Here is a 20,255-nt window from a genome sequence, read left to right as displayed (position 1 = left end):
ATACCAGCATGCACCGTGAGCCGCGCGGCGATGGCGACGCGCGGGGCAATCCCCGAAGGATTCAAGCCCGCTCCACCCGCACGCAATCGATCAAACGCACCTGCCCCAGCCAAGCCGCAACCAGGATCACCACCTCTTCGTCATCCGGACCGGCGGGTTCGAGATCGCTCGCGCGGCGGACCGCAACGTAGTCGACCCGGAATCCCCGCTGGCCGAGTCGCTCCGCGGCCGCAGCTTCGACAACGTCGACCGGCGCACCCTCGGCGAGTAGGCCGGCAGCCTTGTTCAGTGCCGCGTACAGCTGCGCCGCCCGCGCGCACTCGTCGTCACTCAGCCGGTTGTTGCGCGAACTGAGCGCCAGACCGCTGTCGGCGCGCACCACCGGCACGCCGTGAATGCGTACCGGCAGATGCAGGTCCTCGACCATGCGGCGCACCAGCAACAACTGCTGGTAGTCCTTCTCGCCGAATACCGCATCGTCCGGCTGCACCAGGTTCAACAGCTTGCACACCACGGTGGCAACGCCGGTGAAATGCCCCGGCCGGGCGGCGCCTTCGAGCATTTCGCCCAAACCCGGAACGCTGACCTTGCTTGCCGCTTCCATGCCGCGCGGATAAAGCAGATCCACCTCCGGCGTGAACAACAGATGCACTCCACGCTGCTCCAGGGCCCTGCGGTCGGCATCCAGCGTGCGCGGATAGGCATCCAGATCATCCGGGCGATCGAACTGCAGGGGGTTGACGAACACGCTCACCACCACGCGATCCGCGCGGCGCTTGGCCTCATCGACCAGGCTGAGATGCCCCTCGTGAAGATTGCCCATGGTCGGCACCAGCGCGATACGCTCGCCCTGGCTGCGCCAGCCGCGCACGATGGTGCGCAGTTCGAAATCGCGTTGCGTCTCGCGCACTCAGAAAGCCTCTTCAGCGGTGGGGAAACTGCCTTCGCGCACCGCCTCGGCATAGGCTTTCAGCGCGCCGGACAGACTGTCATGCCCCGTCATGAAATTGCGTGCGAAACGCGGCGGGCGCCCGGGAGTGATGCCGAGCACATCATGCACCACCAGCACCTGCCCATCGCAGGCCGCGCCCGCGCCGATGCCGATGACGGGGATACCCGCAGCCTGAGTGATCTCCTCGGCCAACGCGGCCGGTACGCACTCGAGCACCATCAGCTCGGCGCCGGCCTCCTCCAGCGCGCGCGCGTCTTCGAGCAGCGCTGCCGCCGCCTCGGCTTCACGCCCCTGCACGCGGTAACCACCGAGCTTGTGCACGAACTGCGGACGCAGCCCGAGGTGCGCACACACGGGCACACCGTTGACGCTCAGGCGCTCGACCACCTCGGCCTGGGCCGCACCGCCCTCGAGCTTGACCATGTCCGCTCCGCCTTCCTGCATCAGCCGACCGGCGTTGACGAGCGCCTGCATGGGATCGGCGCAGCTCAGGAACGGCAGATCGGCCACCAGCAGCGCGCGGCTGCGGCCGCGTGAGGCCAGCAGCGTGTGGTAGACCATTTCGTCCATGGTCACACCGACCGTGTTCTCGCGCCCCTGCACAACCATGCCCAGGGAATCGCCGACCAGGATGACGTCGATGCCCGCCTCGTCCGCCAGACGTGCGAATGCGGCATCGTAAGCGGTGAGGCTGACGATCTTTTCGCCCTCGCGCCGCATGCGGGCCAGGGTGGCGACGGTGATCCGTCGGCTTTCGCTGTGTACGCTCATGATTCCTTCACATCGAAAAAGGCAGGGGGTTGAAGTACCGACGTCCGGTCGGCACGTGACGGATCTCCTGCACCAGCGCCTGATAATCACGCTCGTTGCTGACGATGTCGATCTCGCTGGCATTGACGATCAGCAGCGGCGCCTCGTCGTAATGATGGAAGAAATCCGCGTAGCGCTCGCACAGACGCTCCAGATAAACCACCTCGATGTCCCTCTCGTAGCTGCGGTCACGGCGCGCGATGCGCTTGAGCAGAACGTCCACCGGCGCCTGCAGATAGACCACCAGTTCCGGCCGCGGTGCATCTATGGTCAGATGACCGTAGACCTGTTCGTACAGCGCCAGCTCGTCCGAATCCAGGGTCGCTTCCGCGAACAGACGATCCTTCTCGATCATGAAATCGGCCACCCGCACGGGCGCGAACAGATCGCTCTGGCGCAGCGTCTGCATCTGGCGCACCCGCCCCATCAGAAAGCTCAGCTGGGTCGGCAGCGCTGCTCGCGCCGGATCCTCGTAGAAGCGCTCGAGGAACGGATTCTTCTCGGGCTGCTCCAGCAACAGCTCGGCACCAAAGTCGTCGGCCAGCCGGCGCGCCAGCGTGGTCTTGCCGACGCCGATCGGGCCTTCGACGGCGATGTGGGAAGGAAGCGTTTCAGACATGAGGATCGATACGAACAAGGCCTCCGGAGGGACACCGCGCCAGCCACTCGGTCACCGGTCCGCGACCGGGGATGGTCAATCGCGGTGCAATTTCGGCGAGAGGATACAGCACAAAGGGCCGCTCATGCAGGCCGGGGTGCGGCACCTGCAGGCGTGGTTCGTCGATGACCTGATCGGCATAGAGCAGCAGATCCAGATCCAGCGTGCGCGGTCCCCAGCGTTCGATGCGCACCCGCCCGTGCGCCTGCTCGATGGCCTGCAGGCCATCGAGCAGCTCAAGCGGCGACAGGCGGGTTTCCAGGGCCGCCACCGCGTTCACGTAGTCCGGCTGCGGCACAGGCCCCATGGGCGGATTGCGGTACAGCCCGGAACTGGCGCCCAAGCGCGTTCCGGGCAATCGCGAAAATTCGCCGAACGCGCGCAACAACTGCTCCTGCGGCCGTTCGAGATTGCTCCCAAGCCCGACATACGCGAGCACCGCAGGATTCGTGTCGCCGGCCCGCTCAGGGAAACCGCTTTCAGCCATGCTCACGCATCGGGACCCGGCTTGCGTGCACGCTTGCGCGGACGCCGGCGCCGCTTGCGCGCCGGTTCGGCGGCCGTCTGCTGCTGCAACAGCTCCTCCTGACCGCTGGCGTCAGTCTCCTGCAACTGCGTCCACCAGGCGCACAACTCCGGATCGCCATCGCCCACTGCGGCCCGCAGGCACATGAAATCATAGGCGGCGCGAAAGCGCGGATGCGCCAGCAACCGCGCCACGCGCTTGCCGCGGCGCTGCGCAAAGCGAGGCTGCAGCGTCCAGATCTCGCGCATGGGCAAGCTGAAGCGTTTCGGGATGGCGACGTGACGCAACTGTTCCGAGGTGACCTCGGCCGCCGCGACCTGCAGCGCCGGAATCTCGCCCATGCCCTCCGCCACCAGCTCGGCCGTGCGCAGCCGCACCGGCTCCCACAGCAGCACCGCGAACAGGAACGCCGGCGTCACCGGCTTGCCCTCGGTGATACGTCGGTCCGTGTTCTCCAGCGCCCGCGCGATGAAGGTCATCGGAAAGCCCTGATCCTCCCGCTCCAACGCCCGCTCGGTTAACGGGAAAAGGGAACGGAACAGGCCGTAGCGACGCAATTGCTCGAAAGTCTCCAGCGCGACGCCGCCATGCAGCAGCTTGAGCACTTCATCGAACAGGCGCGCCGGAGCGATATCGAACAACAGGTCCGCCAGTTCGAAGATCGGCGCCTCGCTGGCCTCCTCGATACGGAAACCAAGCTTGGCCGCGAAGCGCACCGCGCGCAGCATGCGCACCGGATCCTCACGATAGCGCACCTGCGGATCACCGATCAGGCGCATCTGCCCCTCGGCGATATCCGCCATGGCACCGGTATGGTCGACCACCGAGAAGTCGCGGATGTTGTAGTACAGCGAGTTGACTGTGAAGTCGCGCCGCCAGGCATCCTGTTCGAAGGTGCCGTAGACGTTGTCGCGCAGGATGCGACCGTCTTCGCTCAACTCCCCGGCCCCCTCGTCCTCGGCGCCGTCGTGCGGAGCGCGGAACGTGGCCACCTCGATGATCTCGCTGCCGAATCGCACGTGGGCCAGGCGGAAGCGACGGCCGATCAACCGGCAGTTACGGAACAGCGCCCGCACCTCTTCCGGGTGCGCGTCGGTGGCGATATCGAAATCCTTGGGCTCTCGCCCAAGCAGGAGATCACGCACCCCGCCGCCGACCAGATAGGCGGCAAAACCGGCGTCCTTGAGCCGATACAGCACCTTCAGCGCACTGGGGCTGATCTGGGCTCGCGAAATGCCATGTTCCGCGCGCGGTACGATGACCGGCTCGGGAAAGGCCGAAGGAATATTCAGAGTCGACACGAATGCATCTGCAAGGCAGTTATATATGGGGCTATTGTCATAATCGCAAAGCTGGATATAATACCAGCCTTTCCCGAGCCATGCAGGCTACACGCTCCCATCGTCTAGCGGTCTAGGACGTCGCCCTCTCACGGCGAAAACCGGGGTTCGAGTCCCCGTGGGAGCGCCATCCCCTCTCTGCACCATCCGCGTCTTTCCGGCATCGCCCCATAGATTCAACGAGTTCTCTCGTAGACACTCATGATGCGCAGATTCTTCCGCGGCCCGCGTATCCGCCAGCGCGCGACCCACAGCCCCGGCCCCAATACGCGGAAACTGCCGCGATAGACATCCTCGCCGCACACATGCTCGGCCCGCCAGTGTCCCCGGCGCAGATCGAACCCGTGGAACAAACGGCCATCTGCGAAACGGACCTCCGCACAGCCCGGCTCGACCAGACGATAGCGATATTCGCGCATCGCTCGGCCGCGGTGACCAGCAAAATACACCTCCGCCGTTTCGCGATACACCAGTCCGTCCCCCAACAACCGGAAGTTCACCTGCCCTTCGGCCGTGCCGCTATGTAGCGTATCCAGCGCCACCAGTCGCCGAGCCAGACGCCACTCTCCGCACAGGAATTTCGCCAGATCGTCGACGGGAAACGGCGCTTTACCTTTTTTCGGCATCGCTAGGGCCTGCACCTCAGATTCCACAGGGAAACGTAAAACAGGCACCAACAGGAATCCTTGTTTTCACTTGTTTATCCATATTTTTGCGCTATATTCTTGAGTCTCCCAAGCTCAATCGTTGAGAAGAACCCGATGCCGAAAGTCATCAGCTCTGCTCTGCTCCCGGGCGAACGACGCCAGACGATCATGGAACGCCTGCAGCGCAGCGGCCGCGTCCTCGCCAGCGAACTGGCTGCGGAAATGAGCGTATCAGAGGACATGATCCGCCGTGATCTACGCGAGTTGTCCGCAGCCGGACTCTGTCAGCGCATATACGGCGGCGCGTTGCTGTCGACGCCGACCGCAAGCCCCCTGTCGCAACGCACCCGACAGATTCCGGAGCGCAAGCGCGCGCTGGCCGAACGCGCGCTTGCGCTGATCGAACCGTGTCAAATCGTCTTCATGGACTCCGGCTCAACGAATCTCGCCATCGCTTCGATTCTGCCGAGCGACGCCGAACTCACGGTCGTCACCAACGCACCGGCCATTGCCGCGGCCCTGACCGACCACTCGCGCATCACACTGCTGCTGCTGGGCGGTCGCGTGCTGCCGGGCAACGGTGCCGCCGTAGGCGCCGCAACGGTACGCAATATCCGCAGGATGCGCGCCGACCTCTGTCTGCTCGGCGCATGCGGACTCGATCCTGGCGTGGGAGTCACCACATTCGATCCGGACGAAGCCGACGTCAAACGCGCCTTCGTCGACGCCAGCACCGATGTGGCCGTTGCCGCCACCAACGACAAACTCGGTACGGCCGCGCCCTTCGTCGTCGCCCGCGCAGACCGCATATCGCAGTTGGTCGTCGAAGCGGATGCCCCGCGCGCCAGAGCCGAACGATTCGAGGACCTCGGCATCGGACTGCTCGCCGCTGCCCCTGTTGCGCCCCGGTAACCGATTTTCGGACCCGCCGCGCAAGCCGTCCCCCGACATGAGCGCAGAGATACATCGATGAACGCATCCGCCAACACCTCTTCGGCCGCCACACCCGCCGGCGTGATCGCCTCGTGCTTCGGTTTCATGGTGATCGGCGCCCAACAGGCGCTGTACGGCCCGGCAATCCCCTATCTCATGCAGAAATACGACATATCCCCCGGCATGGCGGGCATGAGCCTGAGCGCGCACTTTCTCGGCGGGGTTCTGGGCGTGCTGCTGTTCCACGGCGTCTACGCGCGGTTCAGCAACCGCAGCCTGCTCGGAGTGTCGTACGCATTGATGGCCATCGGCTGCATCGCCTTCGCCTACGCGCCGAGCTGGCCACTCGCACTGGGCGCTGCTTTCACCATCGGGCTGGGCTACGGCGGCATGGACTTCGGCCTCAACTTCCTGTTTTCGGTCGGCTTCGGCAAACGCAGCGTCTCCATGGTCAACCTGATCAACGCGCATTTCGGCGTCGGCGCGATAGCCGCACCGGCCCTGATCGCCTGGATCGGCGCACAGAACTACCAGATCGCCTTTGTCGCCTGCGCCGTCGGTTCGGCCATCCCCTTGCTCGCCCTGGGTTCGATCAGCAACCGCACTGAGCACGGCGACGGCGCCGCCCAACTGCCCACGCAGGGGGGCAGCAGGGGCCTCCTGCTGCTCGGCGCATTCCTGCTCATCTACGTCTTCCACGTTGCCATCGAGACCGGCGTCGGCGGCTGGGAACCCACACATCTGGAGGACGTCGGCTACGCCGCGTCCTTCGCCGCCGCGGCGACCGCCGTGTTCTGGCTGATGATGACGCTGGGACGCTTCCTGTCCGTGTTCATAGGGCTGCGTTGGTCCACCGAACGCATCATGCTGGTAAGCTGCGCCGGCATGGCGCTGTGCCTGGCTGCGGCGACCATCCCGGCCGCGGCGCCCTACGCCTATGCCGGCGTCGGCCTGTTCATCGCCCCACTGTTTCCCACCGGCCTCGCCTGGCTCAATCGCTGCGTGCCCGAGGCGCGCTCGGCAACCGCCTACGTGATCGCAGCTGCCATGCTCGGAGGGGTGATCTTCCCTCCATTAATCGGAGAGATCATCAACCGCAGCGGCACACTTGCGGCGCCCTTGTTCATGGCCCTGCTGGCTTTCGTCTGTCTGCTCGCGGTACGACTCATCATCCGGGTCCTGGGAGCGGCCAAGAGCGCCGAGCTGCCGCGTGGGAACACACCGCTATAGACCGAAATAAGCGGCCCGCACGGAATCATCGCTTTCGAGCTCATTGCGCGTACCGGAGAGCTTGACGCGGCCGCCATCGATCAGAAAACCGCGGTCGGCCAATTCCAGAAAGGCGACATTCTGTTCCGCGATCAGCAGCGAAGTCCCGCCACCGATAACGGTTTTCAGGGCGTCTATCACCTGCTTGACGAATACCGGTGCAAGCCCTGAAGAAGGCTCGTCCATCAACAGCAACCGTGGCCGCGAAACAAGCACCTTGGCGATGCCGAGCATCTTGCGCTGACCGCCCGACAAGCTGCTCGCATACTGGCGGCGCTTGTTCGCAAGATCAGGGAACAGCTCGAACAGTTCCTTGCTGCGCCGGCGGACTTCGGCCTGTGTCAAGGCGTAACCGCCGAGGCGTATGTTCTCCTCGATGGTCAGAGCGGGGAACACCCCGAGTTCAGACATGAAGGCAATGCCACGTCGAATGCGCTGATCGGGGCGCAGCGTTTGCAGCACGTCCCCGTCGAATCCGATGTTTCCCGCCCAACACGGCAAGAGTCCGATCAAAGTGCGCAGCAGAGTCGTCTTGCCGGCGCTATTCGCGCCAAGCAGCAGCACCGTCTCGCCGGCGATGACATCCAGATCGATGCCCCACAGGATTTGCAACTGGCCGTAGCCCGATTCCACGCCTTTGACTTCGAGTAGCGCCATCGCCTCAACCTCCGATGAACGCGGCGATCACATCCGGGTCTTCGGAAGCCGCCTGCAGCGTGCCCTCGAAGAGCATGCGCCCGGCGCCCAACACGATAACCCGATTGGTGATCCGATTGAGGAAATCAAGCAAATGCTCGACCACCACCAGCGCGATACCGCGCGCGGCGGTTCTTTCGAGCAACTTGGCTACGACGTTGAGTTCCGCCGGATTGAGGCCAGCGCCGATCTCATCGATCAGCAAAAGCCTCGGATCGGTTGCCAACGCACGCCCGAGGTCGAGCATCTTCTGCTGATTGACGGTCAGCCCTCCCGCCACGGTTTCGGCCTGCTCAAGCAGACCGACTTCGGCCAGCACATCGTCAACCTTCACCGCATCGCTGCCGCCGAAATGAGCGGCGACCAGGATATTCTCGCGCACCGTCATTTCGCGAAACGGCTTTGGCACCTGGAAGCTGCGATTGATGCCCAAATGCACACGTCGGAACATGGGCAGTCGATGCACCGGGTGGCCCGCAAAGAGTATGCGTCCGTGGTCCGGCCTCAGCAGGCCGGAGATCAGATTGATGGTCGTGGTCTTGCCCGAGCCGTTGGGGCCGACCAGGCCAACGATCTCGCCCGGCTGGACGGAGAAACTCAAATCGTCCAGAACGGTCATGCCGGCGAACTGCTTGCCCACTGCGTCCAAGCGCAAAAGAGGATCAGAAGACACGCAACCCCCAGCGCGAGAGCACAGAAGTGATGCCGTTCGGCAGGAAAAGCACCAACAGCACGATCAGCACCCCATAGAACAACTCGAAGTACTGCGGCGCCGAGATGCCGATACCGTTATAGAAGGTGTACAGGACGATCGCCCCCACCACCGGACCGATGACGGTGCCGACCCCGCCGAAAAGCGCGAAAACGATAGCGAAGACGCTGATCTGCAGCGTGAAGACCGCGTCCGGATAGAACACCGACAGGTTCCAGGCATACACCCCTCCCGCCAGCCCGGCCACTGCGGCCGAGGTGAGCCACACGATCAGCCGTTCGCGGACCACATGCACGCCCGCCATGGACGCGCTCACGGGATCCTGACGCATGGCGTGCAACGCCATGCCGAATCGTGACGAGCGGAAATAGGTCGCTAGCGCGATGGACAGCAGCATCACCGCCACCATGGTCAGATAGCTGCCATGCGGATCGTAGGCCTTCTGCACCGACAGGCCGTAAGGACCGCCAGTGATCTTGCTCAGATGCGGATTGGAGACGACATAGAACAGAATTTGCGAGGCCGCCAAATTGGCAATCGAGAAATAGGCGCCCGACAAGCGCAGCAAGGGCCCCAGAACGACTGCCATGAGCACGGCCGCCAGCGCCCCGCCGGCAACGCAGACCAATACCGGAAGGTGGGTGTGTAGAACGAGCAGCGAGGTGCCGTACGCACCGGCGCCGAAGAATCCGACATAGCCGAAAGGTAGATAGCCGGTAAACCCATAGAGCAGATTCAACCCCTGCGCCAATACCACGAAGGTCATCATGGAGAACAGCAGCGACGTGTTGCCGTAGACCTTCGGCAACAGCATGAAACACACGCCCACCACCAGCAGGAACACACCACCGGGCATCCAACGCCGTACCGCCGCTGTCTCACGCATGGCGCACCGCCTTCCCAAGAAGCCCGGAGGGGCGGATCAACACTATAAGCACCAGCAGCGCGTAAGGCACCAAATTCGACCACGAAGAGAAATAGGTCTGCATCAGCATGGTGCCTAGGCCGAAGACCAACCCACCGACGACGGTACCCAGTGCATTGCCCAACGAGCCGATGATGACGATGGCAAAGGAGGTCGTCGTAAGGCTGTTGCCATCGCTGGGCGACACCGAACCGAGCAAATACGGCACGAACACCCCGGCGATACCGGCCAGCGCCAAGCCGATGACGAAGGCCAGCGCCGACAAGCTGTTGACATTGATACCGGTGGCACGCGCCTCGTCGCGATCGGCCATGATCGCGCGTGTCGCATAGCCGAGTTTGGTACGGGCGAAGTAGAGATAGAGCCCCACAATGGCTAGCACGCTGACCAACGCCGCCACCCACCAACTGTCCGGGAACGACTGCCCCAGCACCGCTATGCTGCCGCTGCCCAGCGCCTCACCCGGCAGCGAGCGCTGGTCAGGCCCGAAAGCCATGACGCTCAAGGCCTCGATGATCTGCGCGACCCCGAAGAACAGGATGAACGACAGCATTTCCGGATCACGGCTTTTCTGTAGCCGCGGCACCACCGCGTAGTACAACGGATAGCCGATGACGATAGCGCCGACAATCGCCAGCGGGATTCCGAACAGCGGGTTGAGGTGCAGCCGATCTACGAGCACCGAGGCCCCAAGGCCACCAAGCACGACGAACTGACCGTGCGCCAGGTTGATCATGCGCATCACGCCGAAGACCAGATTGAGGCCGACGGCGATCAGACTGAAGAAAATCCCGTACAGAATGCCCCCGATCAGAGCGTATTCGAATAGGCTCACCGCTTCCCCCTTTAATCCTTGTGATCGGAGCAGTGCCCGCCCGGCCGCACGGCAGCCGGACGGGCGCAACCCATCAGCTCTGCGGCGCAGGATAGATGAGCTTGCCTGTGGCCAGATGCTTCGGATAGACGACCACGATATGGTTCTTGCCGCCCTTGGGCACGATCTGAGCCACGGGGAACAGCTCACCGAGCTGCGCGCCGTGATCGTTCATCTTGAACTGCCCCAGCACCGTGCTCGTGTGCCCCGACATCCGCAGCAAGGCCTTGTCGAAATCGCCCTGGTTGAAGCGGGGCGACGTGCCCAGCATCTTCTGCATGATCAGTCCGGTGTTGTAGCCGGCCGCATCCAGAAAATTCGGTTCCGCATGCTCGGCCACCTTGAAGGCCGCAATGAACCCGGCGGTGTTCAAACCAAGATTCACATGATCGTACTTGACCAGCGGCGGAGTCGGATAAGTGTAGGTATAGGACAGCACTTTCTCGCCGACGTTCTTGGTGAGCAGGTTCAGCAACTGGCCGGGGAAGATGGTGAAAACCATCTTGAAATGCAGGCCACTGGAGGATAGCGCGTGCAGAAATGCGATGTCATTGTTCGGATAGCCGAATTCGATCACCGCATCCGGGCTGCGAGCGGCAATCGTATGCAGCATCACGGTGTAATTGGATTCATTGGTCGGCACGGCATGGAAATACACCGGGTCTATGCCACCCTTCGCGAGCACGCTTTTGAGTGTATTGGCCTGAGATGCGTCGAAGTCGTTCGACCCGTAGACCACCGCGATGCGCTTGATCTTGTGCTCGCGCAGGAACAGGCCCAGGCGTACCGGCCACACAGTGGACGAAGGGATGCTGACATCAGCGATATAGCGAGTCTTGTGGGTGAAGAAATTTGCCCCCGAACCGGTTGGGTCGATCAGAACCATGTGATGTTCGGCAGCCAAGGGGACGGCAACGGAGGTCAGCACCGACCCGAAATCGGCGACCAGAAGATCGACCTTGTCCTGGGTTATCAACTGGTTGTACAGAGTGGTCGCAGTCGACGTCGAGCTCTGGTCGTCATAGGCGACAATCTTCACCGGAATCTTCTTGTTGAAGGCCTGGACGAAGACGCCACCTTGTGCGTTGACCGACTTGGCCCAGAACTTCACCCCCTGATACTGGCCCTGCGAAGCGACCGCGAACGGACCGCTGCCGGCATAGAGCGTGCCGATCTTAATTACGGACGGGGGGGAAGATGCGTATGCCAGTGCGCTGGGGCCAAAAACCGCGAAGACGCCCAGTGCGATTCTTATGTATCGCCCTAACTGACTCATAAGTTCTCTCTCCTGTCTACCGTTCTAGTAATCCGCACCTTGAAGGCCCGAATTCGTTACACGCGGTGGACCCCATTCACCCGCCAAAGTTCCCCTCGCACAAATCATCGCGCACACGCCGACCCGCTTTGCTCCTCGACTCGAACCGCACTGACCGCACCACACACGGCATTTCCCTATAATTGCAGCTCACTTCGCAGAATTACGAATTTCCGGGCCCAAGCGACGGCGCGTCGCAGCACCGGCGCGCCGACCCCATCCTCGGCCCACACCTGACTCGCACCACCTACTGCGCGGCAGCACACCTGAGAGCGCGTCGCCGTCGCCATCAAAATCAAAGGAACGCAGAATGCGTACTGAAGGCAACGAAGACGCCGTCGACGAAACCACGACGGACACGTTCGTCCTCGAGGGTTCCCTGGTCGCCATCATGGCAGTCGCGTGCGGCATTGCAGTGGCCAACCTCTACTACGCGCAACCACTGCTCGACACCCTGGCGCACACCTTCGGAGTAAGCACCGGCACTGCCGGCCTGATCGTCACCCTGACCCAGCTCGGCTATGCGCTGGGCCTGGTAGTCCTCGTGCCTCTAGGCGATGTCCTCAACCGCCGCAGACTGATCGTCACCATCATGCTGGGCACGGCCGTCGCGCTCGCCGTCGCCGCCGAATCGCCGGACATCAGGGTCTTCCTCGCCGCCTCGCTGGCCGTGGGCACGACATCGGTGGTTGCCATGATCCTGGTGCCCTTCGCCGCCACTCTGGCACAGGACTACAACCGCGGCCGCGTGGTGGGGCAGGTCATGAGCGGCCTGCTGATGGGCATTCTGCTGGCGCGCACGGCATCCGGCTTTCTCGCCGATGCGGCCGGCTGGCGCGCCGTATTCTGGGCAGCCGCCGTGTTGATGCTGGCACAGGCTGGCGTGCTGTGGCGCATGCTGCCCGACGTGCACAGCCAGCGTCGGCTTTCCTATCCCGAATTGCTGGTATCGGTATTGCCTCTGTTGCGCGAGGAACCGGTACTGCGCAGGCGTATCGTCTACGGCGCGGCGATGTTCGCCACTTTCAGCGCGCTATGGACCTGCCTGCCCTTCCTGCTCAGCCGTCCGCCCTATGGATACAGCGACAGCCTGATCGGCGCCTTCGGCCTGATCGGCGCGGTCGGAGCACTCAGCGCCTCGGCGGCCGGACGCATGGCCGACCGCGGCTGGTCGCGCGCCACCACCGGCGCCTTCCTCGCCACCGTGCTGTTTTCCTTCTGGCTGATGGACGTCGGCAGCGAATCTTTGATCGCCATGATCATTGGCGTGGCGCTCATGGACCTGGGCATGCAGGGCACGCAGATCACCAACCAGAGCGAGATCTACCGTCTGCGCCCCGAGGCGCGCAGCCGCATCACCACCGCGTACATGACCAGCTTCTTCCTGGGCGGTGCCGTCGGCTCGTCGCTGTCGGCCTGGCTTTACCAGTTCTACGGCTGGCGCGGCGTGTGCGTGCTGTGCATGGGATTCGCGTTGGTCGCGCTGCTCTTCTGGCTTACCGAATGGCACAGCAAGCCGGCGAGCTAAGGGAGCCGAGGCGCTCAGTCGCGCTCGCGGAAATGTCGGATCTGACGACGCTGGCGTTTGTCCGGTCGGCGCGCCGGCACCGGCTCGGCCTCGCGCTGCAAACGGCGCTGCTCGCGCAGGTCCTCGCGTGCGCGTCGACTGGCCTCGCTCTCGGCATAAAGCTTCTGCGCCTCGGCGGCAGGGCGGCGTTGCGCCGCCAGGCCGAGCACTTCGACCTCGTAGCGCTCCGTACCACGCTGAATGGTCAGCTCGTCACCGGAGCGCAGCAAGCGCGACGGCTTTACCCGGGCGCCGTTCAGATGTACCTTGCCGCCGTTGACCGCCTGCGTGGCGAGGCTGCGGGTCTTGAAAAACCGCGCCGCCCACAACCACTTGTCGAGCCGCATTCCGGCCTCCGCATCGACCGCCGTCATGCGCGCCTCCCGATCGCGGACACGATATACCCGGAGATACTCATGCGCCTGGAACTGATCAGTTTCAAACTCTGTCCTTTCGTTCAGCGCAGCGTGATCACGCTGCTGCACAAAAACGCGCCCTTCGACATCACCTACATCGAACTCGCCGAACCGCCGGCCTGGTTTCTGGAAATCTCGCCCTTCGGCAAGGTTCCTGCGCTGCGCGTGGACGACGACACCGTACTGTTCGAGTCGGCGATCATCAACGAATTCATCGACGACGTCACGCCCGACTCGCTGAGCCCCGAGGATCCGCTGCTACGCGCCAGGAACCGCGGCTGGATCCAGTTCGGCGAACAATGCATCGTCGACCAGTACCAGCTCACCACCGCCAAGGACGAGGAAACCTGGGACGAAGTTCTGGAGCGCGCGCATCGCAACCTCGCCAAGGTCGAAGCCATACTCGGCGACGGCCCCTACTTCAACGGCGCCGAGCTGTCACTGGTGGACGCCGCCTACGCGCCGCTATTCATGCGCTACGCTTTGCTGCGCGAACATGCCGACCTCATGCCGGCGGAGGACTTCCCGCGCCTACGCGCCTGGTCCGACGCCCTGCTCGCGCTGCCGGAGGTACACAAATCGGTGGTCGACGACTTTCCCGAACTGTTCGCGGACTATCTGCGCGAACACGGCGACTATGCGGCGAGCATCCTGGCACCGGCGACAAGCGCCTGACGTCCATACGAAAACTCTAGAACTCAGTGCCATCCAGCGCCGCCGCCAGCGCGGCGGCGCTTAGAAACGCCCCCTCGACACGCGGCGCCACACACCAGTCGCCGCAGGCATACAGCTTCAGCTCCTCGTCGGCCAGAAACGGATCGCCCAGCGGGTTGATCGGCTCGGCGGCATCCCAGAAACGCGCCAGCGACACCGCCGCGCGCACGTCCACGCCCAAGGCCGTGGCAAAAGCCTGCGACAAGGCCTCGATCACGACGCCTTCCTGCGCGTTCGCATGCGCTTCGCTCCATTCCGGATTGGCCAGCAGCACCCAGGCCTCGCGCGCCACACGCCCGGGTTTGGCGCTGTTGCGCCCGCACCAGGCCAAGGCCCCTCCTTCGACGTGCGCCGAATCAAAAGGTGCCGCCAGGGCATCGTCGAAGCCCAGCATCGCCACCCAGCGCGGACGCATCGTCACCGCCCGAGCCCGCTGCGCCAACTCCGGCGCGTGCGCCTCCAGCAGCCGCGCAGCATCGGCCGGCGGCGTGGCGCAAATCACTTCGGAAAACGGGCCATGGCGCTGCTGCATCGCGTCGATCAGCCACCAGCCGTCCGCCTCGCGCGACAGTTGTGTCACATCCACGCCGGTCCTCAGCTCGAGGAGCGACGCCAGCTTTCCCGCCAGCGCCGCCATGCTCGGCACGCCGACGTACCGCGTCGCTCCCGGATCGCGCGTGAGCAGATTGCCGTTGTCGAGTTCGACCGCCCAGCCTTCCCAACGCGCGAGAAAGTCTTCCATCAGCCAATCGCGCAGACGCTCGCGAAACTCCGGCGCCATCGCCATGAAATACGGTGCGCCGCAATCGAACTCGAAACCACCGCCGCGGCAGGCCGCCAGACGCCCGCCCGGATGCAACTCGCGCTCGAACAGCTCGACCTCGCGCGAAGCACTCAAATCCAGGGCGCAGACCACTCCGGCCAAACCCGCGCCCACGACCGCCGTACGTCTACTCATCGATCCATCTCCCGGTCAACGCGGCCAGTCAACGATATGCTCTTCGATATCATCCGCCGCATCCGTTTCGCTCACGCAGCGTCCTCGCGCCGACACCCCGGCGCGGTGCACGCTGTTCGGGTCGCCGGTCAGCAACGGATGCCATTCGGGCAGCTCGCGCTCCTCGGCAAGCAACCGGTAGGCACAGGTCGACGGCAGCCAGGCGAACTTGCGCACATCCTCGGCGCGCAGGGAAATGCAGTCCGGCACGCGCTGGAAGCGCTGCGCGTAATCGCTGCAGCGGCAGGTATCCCGATCGAGCAGGCGGCAGGCCAGATTGGTGAAATACAGCTCACCGCTGTCCTCGTCCTCGAGTTTGTGCAGGCAGCAGCGCCCACAACCGTCGCACAACGACTCCCATTCCTCGCGCGTCATCTCGCTCAAGGTCTTGCGTCGCCAGAAAGCATCCATCAATCCTACTCCGCCTGTTCTTCGATCCGCTTGCGCAGCCGTCCGAAATCGGCCGGTGCCGTGTAGTGCAGCACCGCCGCGCCGCGCGTACCACGCAACATGACCAACCCCCGCCCAGGATACAGCCAGTAGCTCCCGCCGCCACGCAAACGCACGCGCTGCGCCGGCTTGCCGAACGAACCCAGCACCAGCTCGTCGGTATAGCGAACGCCGGGTGCGTAAACCAGCTCCGCGATCGGCAGGCCGAAGGCCGCCGCGGTGTCGGCCTCGGTCAACGCCAGGCGATACGCGCCGCTGGGCATCGGCTTGCGCCCCACCGCATGTCGTTCAAACGCCGCCAGCTGCGCCGGCGAGGCTCTCAGCACCACATCCAGCTTCGCCTCGAACAGTCCCAGAGAAACATTGCCGAAATAGACCTCGAGACTACGTCGCCCTCCGCTGGAAACGAACAGGGCAATCCGCGGAAACGTCTTGAGGCGCCGGCTCAGCTCGCGTGCCGTGGTCTGCCCCAGCGTAACGCCGAACACTTTCGAACCGCCGTCGGGCAGAATCTCCACCTTCCACGGCAGATCGCGCGCCGCCGGGCGCTGGCCGTGCAACAACCAAACGGACGCCCCCAACGCCGCCACCAGCAAGCCCAGCACGATCAACAGACTGCTGCGCAGCATTCAGTCCTTCCCCAGCATCCGACCCCGCGGCGATTGTAGCAAGCGCCCGTCGCGAACCACGGCTGTCTGGATTGCCCCGCGCAAACCGGTACACTGCGTTCTCGAGATTTCCGCCACCCAACCTTTCGGAGCCCCGACATGCTGCCGGAGTACACCCCCGACACCAGTTTGTGTGAACGCTTCCAGGAATTCCATGACCGCAATCACTGGGTCTTCTACGTGCCTCGCACCGGCAGCGAAGACGAGGAAGCCAGGGCTTACGGCCTGCTGTTCGAGATTCTGCGCAAGCAAACCGCCATCATGATGATCACCCCCGCCGACCCCGAGCGCTACGAGCCGGTCTACCGCGAAGCCATCAAGTACAGCCTGCCCACGATACGCCACAGCCGCCTGTTCACCTCCAAGGTACCCAAGAACAACCGCGTCTATTTCATCGAGGAAGCCGAGCCGGTGCGCGATTTCTACGCCTGCGCCGGACTCGTCGTCCCCGGCGGCACGCTGGGCGCGGACAGCACGACCACTCCCGATCTGGTCACCCCTATCCTCGCCGGCAAACCGGTGCTGGTCGGCCCGCACCGTCAGGATCCGACCGTCAAGGCCGCCGTCGAGGCCGGCGTGGTCCGCGCCGCCGACGACGTCGAAGGATTGGCCGAAGCTGCGCGCGAACTGCTGGGCGATCCCGAAGCCGCCTCCGAACTCGCCACGAAGGCCCAAGCCTGGCTGGAACAGCGCGGAGGCTGAGCGGCGTGCCGCACGACCCTCAGCCGGAAGCGGAACTGGACGCGCTGCGCAATAGCTGCCGCTCGCTGATCCTCGCCACGACGGACACCGCCGGCACACCGCAGGCCAGTCCCGCGCCTTTCGTCCGCGACGCCCAGAATCGCTATCACGTGTTCGTCAGCAGCCTGTCGCCGCACACCGCCCACCTCGCATCGGGACGCCCCATCGGCATCCTGCTGGTGGAGGACGAATCCGACGCGTTGCAGATCTTCGCCCGCCGCCGACTCAGCCACACGTGTGCGGTGGAGGAGATCGAGCGCGGCACGGCCGACTGGGACGCTTGTCTGGTCCGGTTTGGCGAACGTTTCGGTGCCGTGATCGACCTGCTTCGCAACCTGCCGGATTTCCGCTTGTTTCGGTTGATGCCGAAGGCGGGGCGTTTCGTGCGTGGGTTTGGGCAGGCTTATCGGATAGTTGATGGGAGTTTGCAGGCTATCGGGCCGAGGGATGAAGGTGGTGGTTGAGGCTCGGTTTGGGTTGGCTGTCGGGGTTCGTTTTTGGCGTTAGCCAGTGCGCAGAGCCGCAGGTTCATCGTTAGGCTAGTAAGGCCGGTTTCGGGCACGATCCGAGATGTGTGGCTTCTGTTCGCCATGCAGTGAAACCTGCTCTCAATTGTTGGCGCTGAGGCCCTTTCGGGCGCGAATCAGCGTTTGGAGTTCAGATCAATCGAGGTGACGCGCCCAAGCAGGATCAATACTGGAAACGCTGATTCGCGCCCGAAAAACAGCCTCATACTCACAGCACCCCGCCCCGCTTGATCGCCAGATACTGATTCACCAAAGCCACCGGCAGCTCACCGGGCGCCACATCCAACACCCGGGCACCGTGATAGCTGAGCCGCTCATGGCTTTGGCGGCGCCGCATCAGGTATTCCTCCGCCGCGTGAAAACGCAGCGCCTGCTCCAGCGAGGCGACCGGACTCACGCCCAACTCGTCCAACAACGTCTCACGCAGATCGGCCACGACCACCAGATGTCGGCTGCGCATCGCCCGCACCGCCGCTTCCAGATCAGCATGGTCCTCGTCGCGAGTGTTGGTCAACACCACGATCAACGCGCGCCGTCGCTGCAGCGCCATCAACTCGCCGGCCGCCACCCGGTAGTCGGCAACGTCGGTAGTCGAACGAAGGTCATAGGTGGCGTTGAGCAATCCGGTCACCACATGCGGCCCCTTGCGGGGCGCAAACCAGCGCCGCACTCCGCCAAAGGCCATGAAACCAACCGCGTCCCCCTGGCGCAGCGATACGTAGGCCAGCAGCAGCATCGCGTTCAGCGCCTCGTCCAGGTGGACCCGTTCGGCGTCCGCATGGTGCATGCGTCGCCCGCAATCGACCAGAAACAGTATCTGCTGGTCGCGTTCGTCCTGGTATTCGCGTGAAATCAGCTTGCGATAGCGCGACGTCGCCTTCCAGTCGATCTTGTGCAGCGAGTCGCCCGGATAGTACTCGCGCAGCTGGTGGAACTCGTTGCCCTCTCCGCGCCGCTGCCGGCGCCGCACGCCTATCTCAGCCAAACGGTTGTCGGTACCCAGCAGCGTGTAGTTGGCGATCTCGGCGAAATTCGGATAGACGCGCAGCTCGCGGGCCTCGCCGGCACGGCGCCGCTCCCGCCACAGCCCCCACGGCGAGAAGACGCGGATATCCGTTCCCAAGAGTTGGAAAGCGCCACGTGTGGGCGGCTTGAGCTGGTAGCGGATGTCCACTTCCTGCCCGGATTCCAGGCGCGCACTCAGCGGCATGCCGCGCACCTCGAATTCAGGCGGATGCAGGTCGTGCAGATCGAAGCCGATCGGCTGCGATCCGTCGTTGCGTACGCTCAGGCCAACCGTAGACCAGACCGCCACCGGCAGGTTGCGCGCTATGCCCCGTACGATCTGCGGCGTGGGCAACGCTCTCAGGCGCCACCAGTCGGCGAACGCCACGGCTCCCAGCAACACAGCCACCACCTGCCACAGGATCAGCCCGTCACGCCACCACGCGCCGGCCACGCCCAGCGCCGTCCATGCCAGCGTTGCCTGGATCAGCCGCGGGCCGGGGGCGAATCTCACCGGCGCGGCACCTCGACACTGGCGAGCAGGTCCTTGAGCACGTCGTCGGCGCGGTAGCCTTCGATCTCCAGATCGGCCCCGAGCTTGATGCGATGGCGCAACACCGCCGGAGCGATCTGCTTGACGTCGTCGGGAGTCACGAAATGATTGCCGTCGGACAGGGCCTGGGCGCGCGCGCAGCGCAGCAGCGCGATGCCGGCGCGCGGGCCGGCGCCGGTCTCTATGCCCTGCCAGTTGCGGCTGCGGCGCACGATGTCGATGAGATACCCGAGGATGGCCTCGTCCACCTCGACGCGGGCCGCCGCCTGCTGAATCGCCACCACGTCCTCGGGCGTGATCACCTCGGAAATCGCCGAAACGTCGAGCTGGTTGCCCACCGCATCGGTCGTCACCTGGCGCACCAGCTGCCGTTCCTCCTCCTCGCTGGGATAGGCAATGCGCACGTTGAGCAGAAAGCGGTCGAGTTGCGCCTGCGGCAGGGGGTAGGTTCCTTCCTGCTCCACCGGGTTCTGCGTCGCCATGACCAGGAACGGCTGCTTCAGCTCCAGCGCACTGCCCTCGATGGTCACCTGTTCCTCCTGCATGGCTTCCAGCAGGGCCGCCTGCGTCTTGGCCGGCGCGCGGTTGATCTCGTCGCCGAGCAGGAAGTTGCAGAATATCGGCCCGCGGCGCATGCGGAACGTCTCGCTCTTCATGTCGAACAGGACGTGCCCGGTGATGTCGCTGGGCATCAGATCCGGGGTGAACTGCACCCGCGAGTACTTGCCCCCCACCGCCTTGGCGAGGCTGCGCACCAGCAGCGTCTTGCCCAGTCCCGGCAAGCCCTCCACCAGGACGTGGCCGCCCGCCACCAGCGCGACGATGATCTCCCTGATCACCTGGCGCTGGCCGATCATGGTGCGGCCGATCATCGCTTCCAGTTCGCGAACGCGCTCACCGGCTGCGGTCAGGGTCTGTCGTGCTTCACTCTCGGCATCCATCGTTTGATCCTTGGGCTCG

The 20,255-nt window shown here is 64.2% G+C and carries 23 protein-coding genes and 1 tRNA gene; 7 read left to right on the top strand and 17 right to left on the bottom strand.

What is annotated here, in order from left to right; translation table 11 throughout:
* Positions 1 to 61: 61 nt before the first annotated feature.
* Genes panC through pcnB form a run of 5 tightly spaced genes read right to left on the bottom strand, consistent with a single transcriptional unit; the run spans position 62 to position 4,247 of the window.
* Positions 62 to 910: a pantoate--beta-alanine ligase gene (gene panC, locus P8014_RS06745; protein ID WP_337816547.1), complete on the bottom strand. Its 849-nt coding sequence runs from the start codon at positions 908 to 910 to the stop codon at positions 62 to 64.
* Positions 911 to 1,723: a 3-methyl-2-oxobutanoate hydroxymethyltransferase gene (panB, locus tag P8014_RS06740; protein WP_337816546.1), complete on the bottom strand. Its 813-nt coding sequence runs from the start codon at positions 1,721 to 1,723 to the stop codon at positions 911 to 913.
* A gap of 7 nt (positions 1,724 to 1,730) precedes the next feature.
* Positions 1,731 to 2,381: a deoxynucleoside kinase gene (locus P8014_RS06735; RefSeq protein WP_337816545.1), complete on the bottom strand. Its 651-nt coding sequence runs from the start codon at positions 2,379 to 2,381 to the stop codon at positions 1,731 to 1,733.
* Positions 2,374 to 2,907: a 2-amino-4-hydroxy-6-hydroxymethyldihydropteridine diphosphokinase gene (gene folK, locus P8014_RS06730; RefSeq protein WP_337816544.1), complete on the bottom strand. Its 534-nt coding sequence runs from the start codon at positions 2,905 to 2,907 to the stop codon at positions 2,374 to 2,376. The genes P8014_RS06735 and folK overlap by 8 nt, the downstream gene beginning before the upstream one ends.
* Positions 2,908 to 2,909: 2 nt before the next feature.
* Positions 2,910 to 4,247, bottom strand: coding sequence for a polynucleotide adenylyltransferase PcnB (pcnB, locus tag P8014_RS06725; protein WP_337816543.1), 1,338 nt, complete (start codon positions 4,245 to 4,247; stop codon positions 2,910 to 2,912).
* 93 nt (positions 4,248 to 4,340) lie between these two features.
* Here pcnB and P8014_RS06720 point away from each other — a divergent pair.
* Positions 4,341 to 4,416, top strand: a tRNA-Glu gene (locus P8014_RS06720).
* A gap of 46 nt (positions 4,417 to 4,462) precedes the next feature.
* Here the strand turns inward: P8014_RS06720 and P8014_RS06715 are convergent.
* Positions 4,463 to 4,912 (bottom strand): DUF6314 family protein, encoded by a 450-nt coding sequence (locus tag P8014_RS06715; protein ID WP_337816542.1) that lies wholly within the window; start codon positions 4,910 to 4,912, stop codon positions 4,463 to 4,465.
* A gap of 135 nt (positions 4,913 to 5,047) precedes the next feature.
* Here P8014_RS06715 and P8014_RS06710 point away from each other — a divergent pair, with 135 nt between their 5' ends.
* Positions 5,048 to 5,845 carry a DeoR/GlpR family DNA-binding transcription regulator gene (locus tag P8014_RS06710; RefSeq protein WP_337816541.1) on the top strand — a complete coding sequence of 266 codons (798 nt, stop codon included), beginning with the start codon at positions 5,048 to 5,050 and terminating at the stop codon, positions 5,843 to 5,845.
* Positions 5,846 to 5,902: 57 nt separating this feature from the next.
* Positions 5,903 to 7,096 (top strand): MFS transporter, encoded by a 1,194-nt coding sequence (locus P8014_RS06705; protein WP_337816540.1) that lies wholly within the window; start codon positions 5,903 to 5,905, stop codon positions 7,094 to 7,096.
* On the opposite strand, the gene P8014_RS06700 is transcribed toward P8014_RS06705, so the two are convergent.
* From P8014_RS06700 to P8014_RS06680, 5 genes are all read right to left on the bottom strand, one after another.
* Positions 7,091 to 7,792 (bottom strand): ABC transporter ATP-binding protein, encoded by a 702-nt coding sequence (locus P8014_RS06700; protein ID WP_337816539.1) that lies wholly within the window; start codon positions 7,790 to 7,792, stop codon positions 7,091 to 7,093. The two genes, P8014_RS06705 and P8014_RS06700, sit on opposite strands and share 6 nt — an antisense overlap.
* Positions 7,793 to 7,796: 4 nt before the next feature.
* Positions 7,797 to 8,504: an ABC transporter ATP-binding protein gene (locus P8014_RS06695; RefSeq protein ID WP_337816538.1), complete on the bottom strand. Its 708-nt coding sequence runs from the start codon at positions 8,502 to 8,504 to the stop codon at positions 7,797 to 7,799.
* Positions 8,494 to 9,429, bottom strand: a complete 936-nt coding sequence (locus P8014_RS06690; protein ID WP_337816537.1) for a branched-chain amino acid ABC transporter permease — start codon at positions 9,427 to 9,429, stop codon at positions 8,494 to 8,496. The genes P8014_RS06695 and P8014_RS06690 overlap by 11 nt, the downstream gene beginning before the upstream one ends.
* Positions 9,422 to 10,303 carry a branched-chain amino acid ABC transporter permease gene (locus tag P8014_RS06685; protein ID WP_337816536.1) on the bottom strand — a complete coding sequence of 294 codons (882 nt, stop codon included), beginning with the start codon at positions 10,301 to 10,303 and terminating at the stop codon, positions 9,422 to 9,424. Before P8014_RS06685 ends, P8014_RS06690 begins: the two co-directional genes overlap by 8 nt.
* A 73-nt stretch (positions 10,304 to 10,376) precedes the next feature.
* Positions 10,377 to 11,618 (bottom strand): ABC transporter substrate-binding protein, encoded by a 1,242-nt coding sequence (locus P8014_RS06680; protein WP_337816535.1) that lies wholly within the window; start codon positions 11,616 to 11,618, stop codon positions 10,377 to 10,379.
* A 349-nt stretch (positions 11,619 to 11,967) separates the two neighbouring features.
* On the opposite strand from P8014_RS06680, the gene P8014_RS06675 reads away from it, so the two are divergent.
* Positions 11,968 to 13,185 (top strand): MFS transporter, encoded by a 1,218-nt coding sequence (locus P8014_RS06675; RefSeq protein WP_337816534.1) that lies wholly within the window; start codon positions 11,968 to 11,970, stop codon positions 13,183 to 13,185.
* A 14-nt stretch (positions 13,186 to 13,199) separates the two neighbouring features.
* Here P8014_RS06675 and P8014_RS06670 read toward each other — a convergent pair whose 3' ends face one another.
* Positions 13,200 to 13,598 carry a S4 domain-containing protein gene (locus P8014_RS06670; protein WP_337816533.1) on the bottom strand — a complete coding sequence of 133 codons (399 nt, stop codon included), beginning with the start codon at positions 13,596 to 13,598 and terminating at the stop codon, positions 13,200 to 13,202.
* Positions 13,599 to 13,640: 42 nt separating this feature from the next.
* Between P8014_RS06670 and P8014_RS06665 the strand changes: the two genes are divergently transcribed.
* Positions 13,641 to 14,315 (top strand): glutathione S-transferase family protein, encoded by a 675-nt coding sequence (locus P8014_RS06665; RefSeq protein ID WP_337816532.1) that lies wholly within the window; start codon positions 13,641 to 13,643, stop codon positions 14,313 to 14,315.
* Between the two features lie 16 nt (positions 14,316 to 14,331).
* Here the strand turns inward: P8014_RS06665 and P8014_RS06660 are convergent, their stop codons facing one another.
* From P8014_RS06660 to P8014_RS06650, 3 genes are read right to left on the bottom strand one after another with little or no spacing between them, the layout of a single operon-like run.
* A complete protein-coding gene (locus tag P8014_RS06660; RefSeq protein WP_337816531.1) occupies positions 14,332 to 15,312 on the bottom strand; it encodes an NAD(P)-binding protein in 981 nt (326 codons plus the stop codon).
* 15 nt (positions 15,313 to 15,327) lie between these two features.
* Positions 15,328 to 15,762 carry a YcgN family cysteine cluster protein gene (locus tag P8014_RS06655; RefSeq protein ID WP_337816530.1) on the bottom strand — a complete coding sequence of 145 codons (435 nt, stop codon included), beginning with the start codon at positions 15,760 to 15,762 and terminating at the stop codon, positions 15,328 to 15,330.
* 5 nt (positions 15,763 to 15,767) lie between these two features.
* Positions 15,768 to 16,430, bottom strand: coding sequence for a hypothetical protein (locus P8014_RS06650; RefSeq protein ID WP_337816529.1), 663 nt, complete (start codon positions 16,428 to 16,430; stop codon positions 15,768 to 15,770).
* A gap of 138 nt (positions 16,431 to 16,568) precedes the next feature.
* Between P8014_RS06650 and P8014_RS06645 the strand changes: the two genes are divergently transcribed.
* Both P8014_RS06645 and P8014_RS06640 read left to right on the top strand, forming a co-directional pair.
* On the top strand, positions 16,569 to 17,171 hold the full coding sequence (locus P8014_RS06645) for a hypothetical protein (protein ID WP_337816528.1): 603 nt from the start codon (positions 16,569 to 16,571) through the stop codon (positions 17,169 to 17,171).
* Between the two features lie 5 nt (positions 17,172 to 17,176).
* Positions 17,177 to 17,674 carry a pyridoxamine 5'-phosphate oxidase family protein gene (locus tag P8014_RS06640; RefSeq protein WP_337816527.1) on the top strand — a complete coding sequence of 166 codons (498 nt, stop codon included), beginning with the start codon at positions 17,177 to 17,179 and terminating at the stop codon, positions 17,672 to 17,674.
* A 271-nt stretch (positions 17,675 to 17,945) separates the two neighbouring features.
* Here the strand turns inward: P8014_RS06640 and P8014_RS06635 are convergent, their stop codons facing one another.
* Both P8014_RS06635 and P8014_RS06630 read right to left on the bottom strand, forming a co-directional pair.
* Entirely contained in the window at positions 17,946 to 19,256 is a 1,311-nt protein-coding gene (locus P8014_RS06635; RefSeq protein ID WP_337816526.1) for a DUF58 domain-containing protein, read from the bottom strand.
* Positions 19,253 to 20,236 (bottom strand): MoxR family ATPase, encoded by a 984-nt coding sequence (locus P8014_RS06630; RefSeq protein ID WP_337816525.1) that lies wholly within the window; start codon positions 20,234 to 20,236, stop codon positions 19,253 to 19,255. The genes P8014_RS06635 and P8014_RS06630 overlap by 4 nt, the downstream gene beginning before the upstream one ends.
* Between the last annotated feature and the right edge of the window lie 19 nt (positions 20,237 to 20,255).

The organism is Acidihalobacter sp., from assembly GCF_037381185.1.
Classification (GTDB): domain Bacteria; phylum Pseudomonadota; class Gammaproteobacteria; order DSM-5130; family Acidihalobacteraceae; genus Acidihalobacter_A.
This window is presented reverse-complemented; position numbering and strand designations above follow the sequence as displayed.

What these genes read in the sequence shown, in the direction of transcription:
- panB (WP_337816546.1), bottom strand. Translation starts at nt 1,723, where the DNA reads ATGAGCGTACACAGCGAAAGCCGACGGATCACCGTCGCCACCCTGGCC.
- P8014_RS06735 (WP_337816545.1), bottom strand. Translation starts at nt 2,381, where the DNA reads ATGTCTGAAACGCTTCCTTCCCACATCGCCGTCGAAGGCCCGATCGGC.
- folK (WP_337816544.1), bottom strand. Translation starts at nt 2,907, where the DNA reads ATGGCTGAAAGCGGTTTCCCTGAGCGGGCCGGCGACACGAATCCTGCG.
- P8014_RS06715 (WP_337816542.1), bottom strand. Translation starts at nt 4,912, where the DNA reads ATGCCGAAAAAAGGTAAAGCGCCGTTTCCCGTCGACGATCTGGCGAAA.
- P8014_RS06710 (WP_337816541.1), top strand. Translation starts at nt 5,048, where the DNA reads ATGCCGAAAGTCATCAGCTCTGCTCTGCTCCCGGGCGAACGACGCCAG.
- P8014_RS06705 (WP_337816540.1), top strand. Translation starts at nt 5,903, where the DNA reads ATGAACGCATCCGCCAACACCTCTTCGGCCGCCACACCCGCCGGCGTG.
- P8014_RS06700 (WP_337816539.1), bottom strand. Translation starts at nt 7,792, where the DNA reads ATGGCGCTACTCGAAGTCAAAGGCGTGGAATCGGGCTACGGCCAGTTG.
- P8014_RS06690 (WP_337816537.1), bottom strand. Translation starts at nt 9,429, where the DNA reads ATGCGTGAGACAGCGGCGGTACGGCGTTGGATGCCCGGTGGTGTGTTC.
- P8014_RS06680 (WP_337816535.1), bottom strand. Translation starts at nt 11,618, where the DNA reads ATGAGTCAGTTAGGGCGATACATAAGAATCGCACTGGGCGTCTTCGCG.
- P8014_RS06675 (WP_337816534.1), top strand. Translation starts at nt 11,968, where the DNA reads ATGCGTACTGAAGGCAACGAAGACGCCGTCGACGAAACCACGACGGAC.
- P8014_RS06670 (WP_337816533.1), bottom strand. Translation starts at nt 13,598, where the DNA reads ATGACGGCGGTCGATGCGGAGGCCGGAATGCGGCTCGACAAGTGGTTG.
- P8014_RS06665 (WP_337816532.1), top strand. Translation starts at nt 13,641, where the DNA reads ATGCGCCTGGAACTGATCAGTTTCAAACTCTGTCCTTTCGTTCAGCGC.
- P8014_RS06660 (WP_337816531.1), bottom strand. Translation starts at nt 15,312, where the DNA reads ATGAGTAGACGTACGGCGGTCGTGGGCGCGGGTTTGGCCGGAGTGGTC.
- P8014_RS06655 (WP_337816530.1), bottom strand. Translation starts at nt 15,762, where the DNA reads ATGGATGCTTTCTGGCGACGCAAGACCTTGAGCGAGATGACGCGCGAG.
- P8014_RS06650 (WP_337816529.1), bottom strand. Translation starts at nt 16,430, where the DNA reads ATGCTGCGCAGCAGTCTGTTGATCGTGCTGGGCTTGCTGGTGGCGGCG.
- P8014_RS06645 (WP_337816528.1), top strand. Translation starts at nt 16,569, where the DNA reads ATGCTGCCGGAGTACACCCCCGACACCAGTTTGTGTGAACGCTTCCAG.
- P8014_RS06630 (WP_337816525.1), bottom strand. Translation starts at nt 20,236, where the DNA reads ATGGATGCCGAGAGTGAAGCACGACAGACCCTGACCGCAGCCGGTGAG.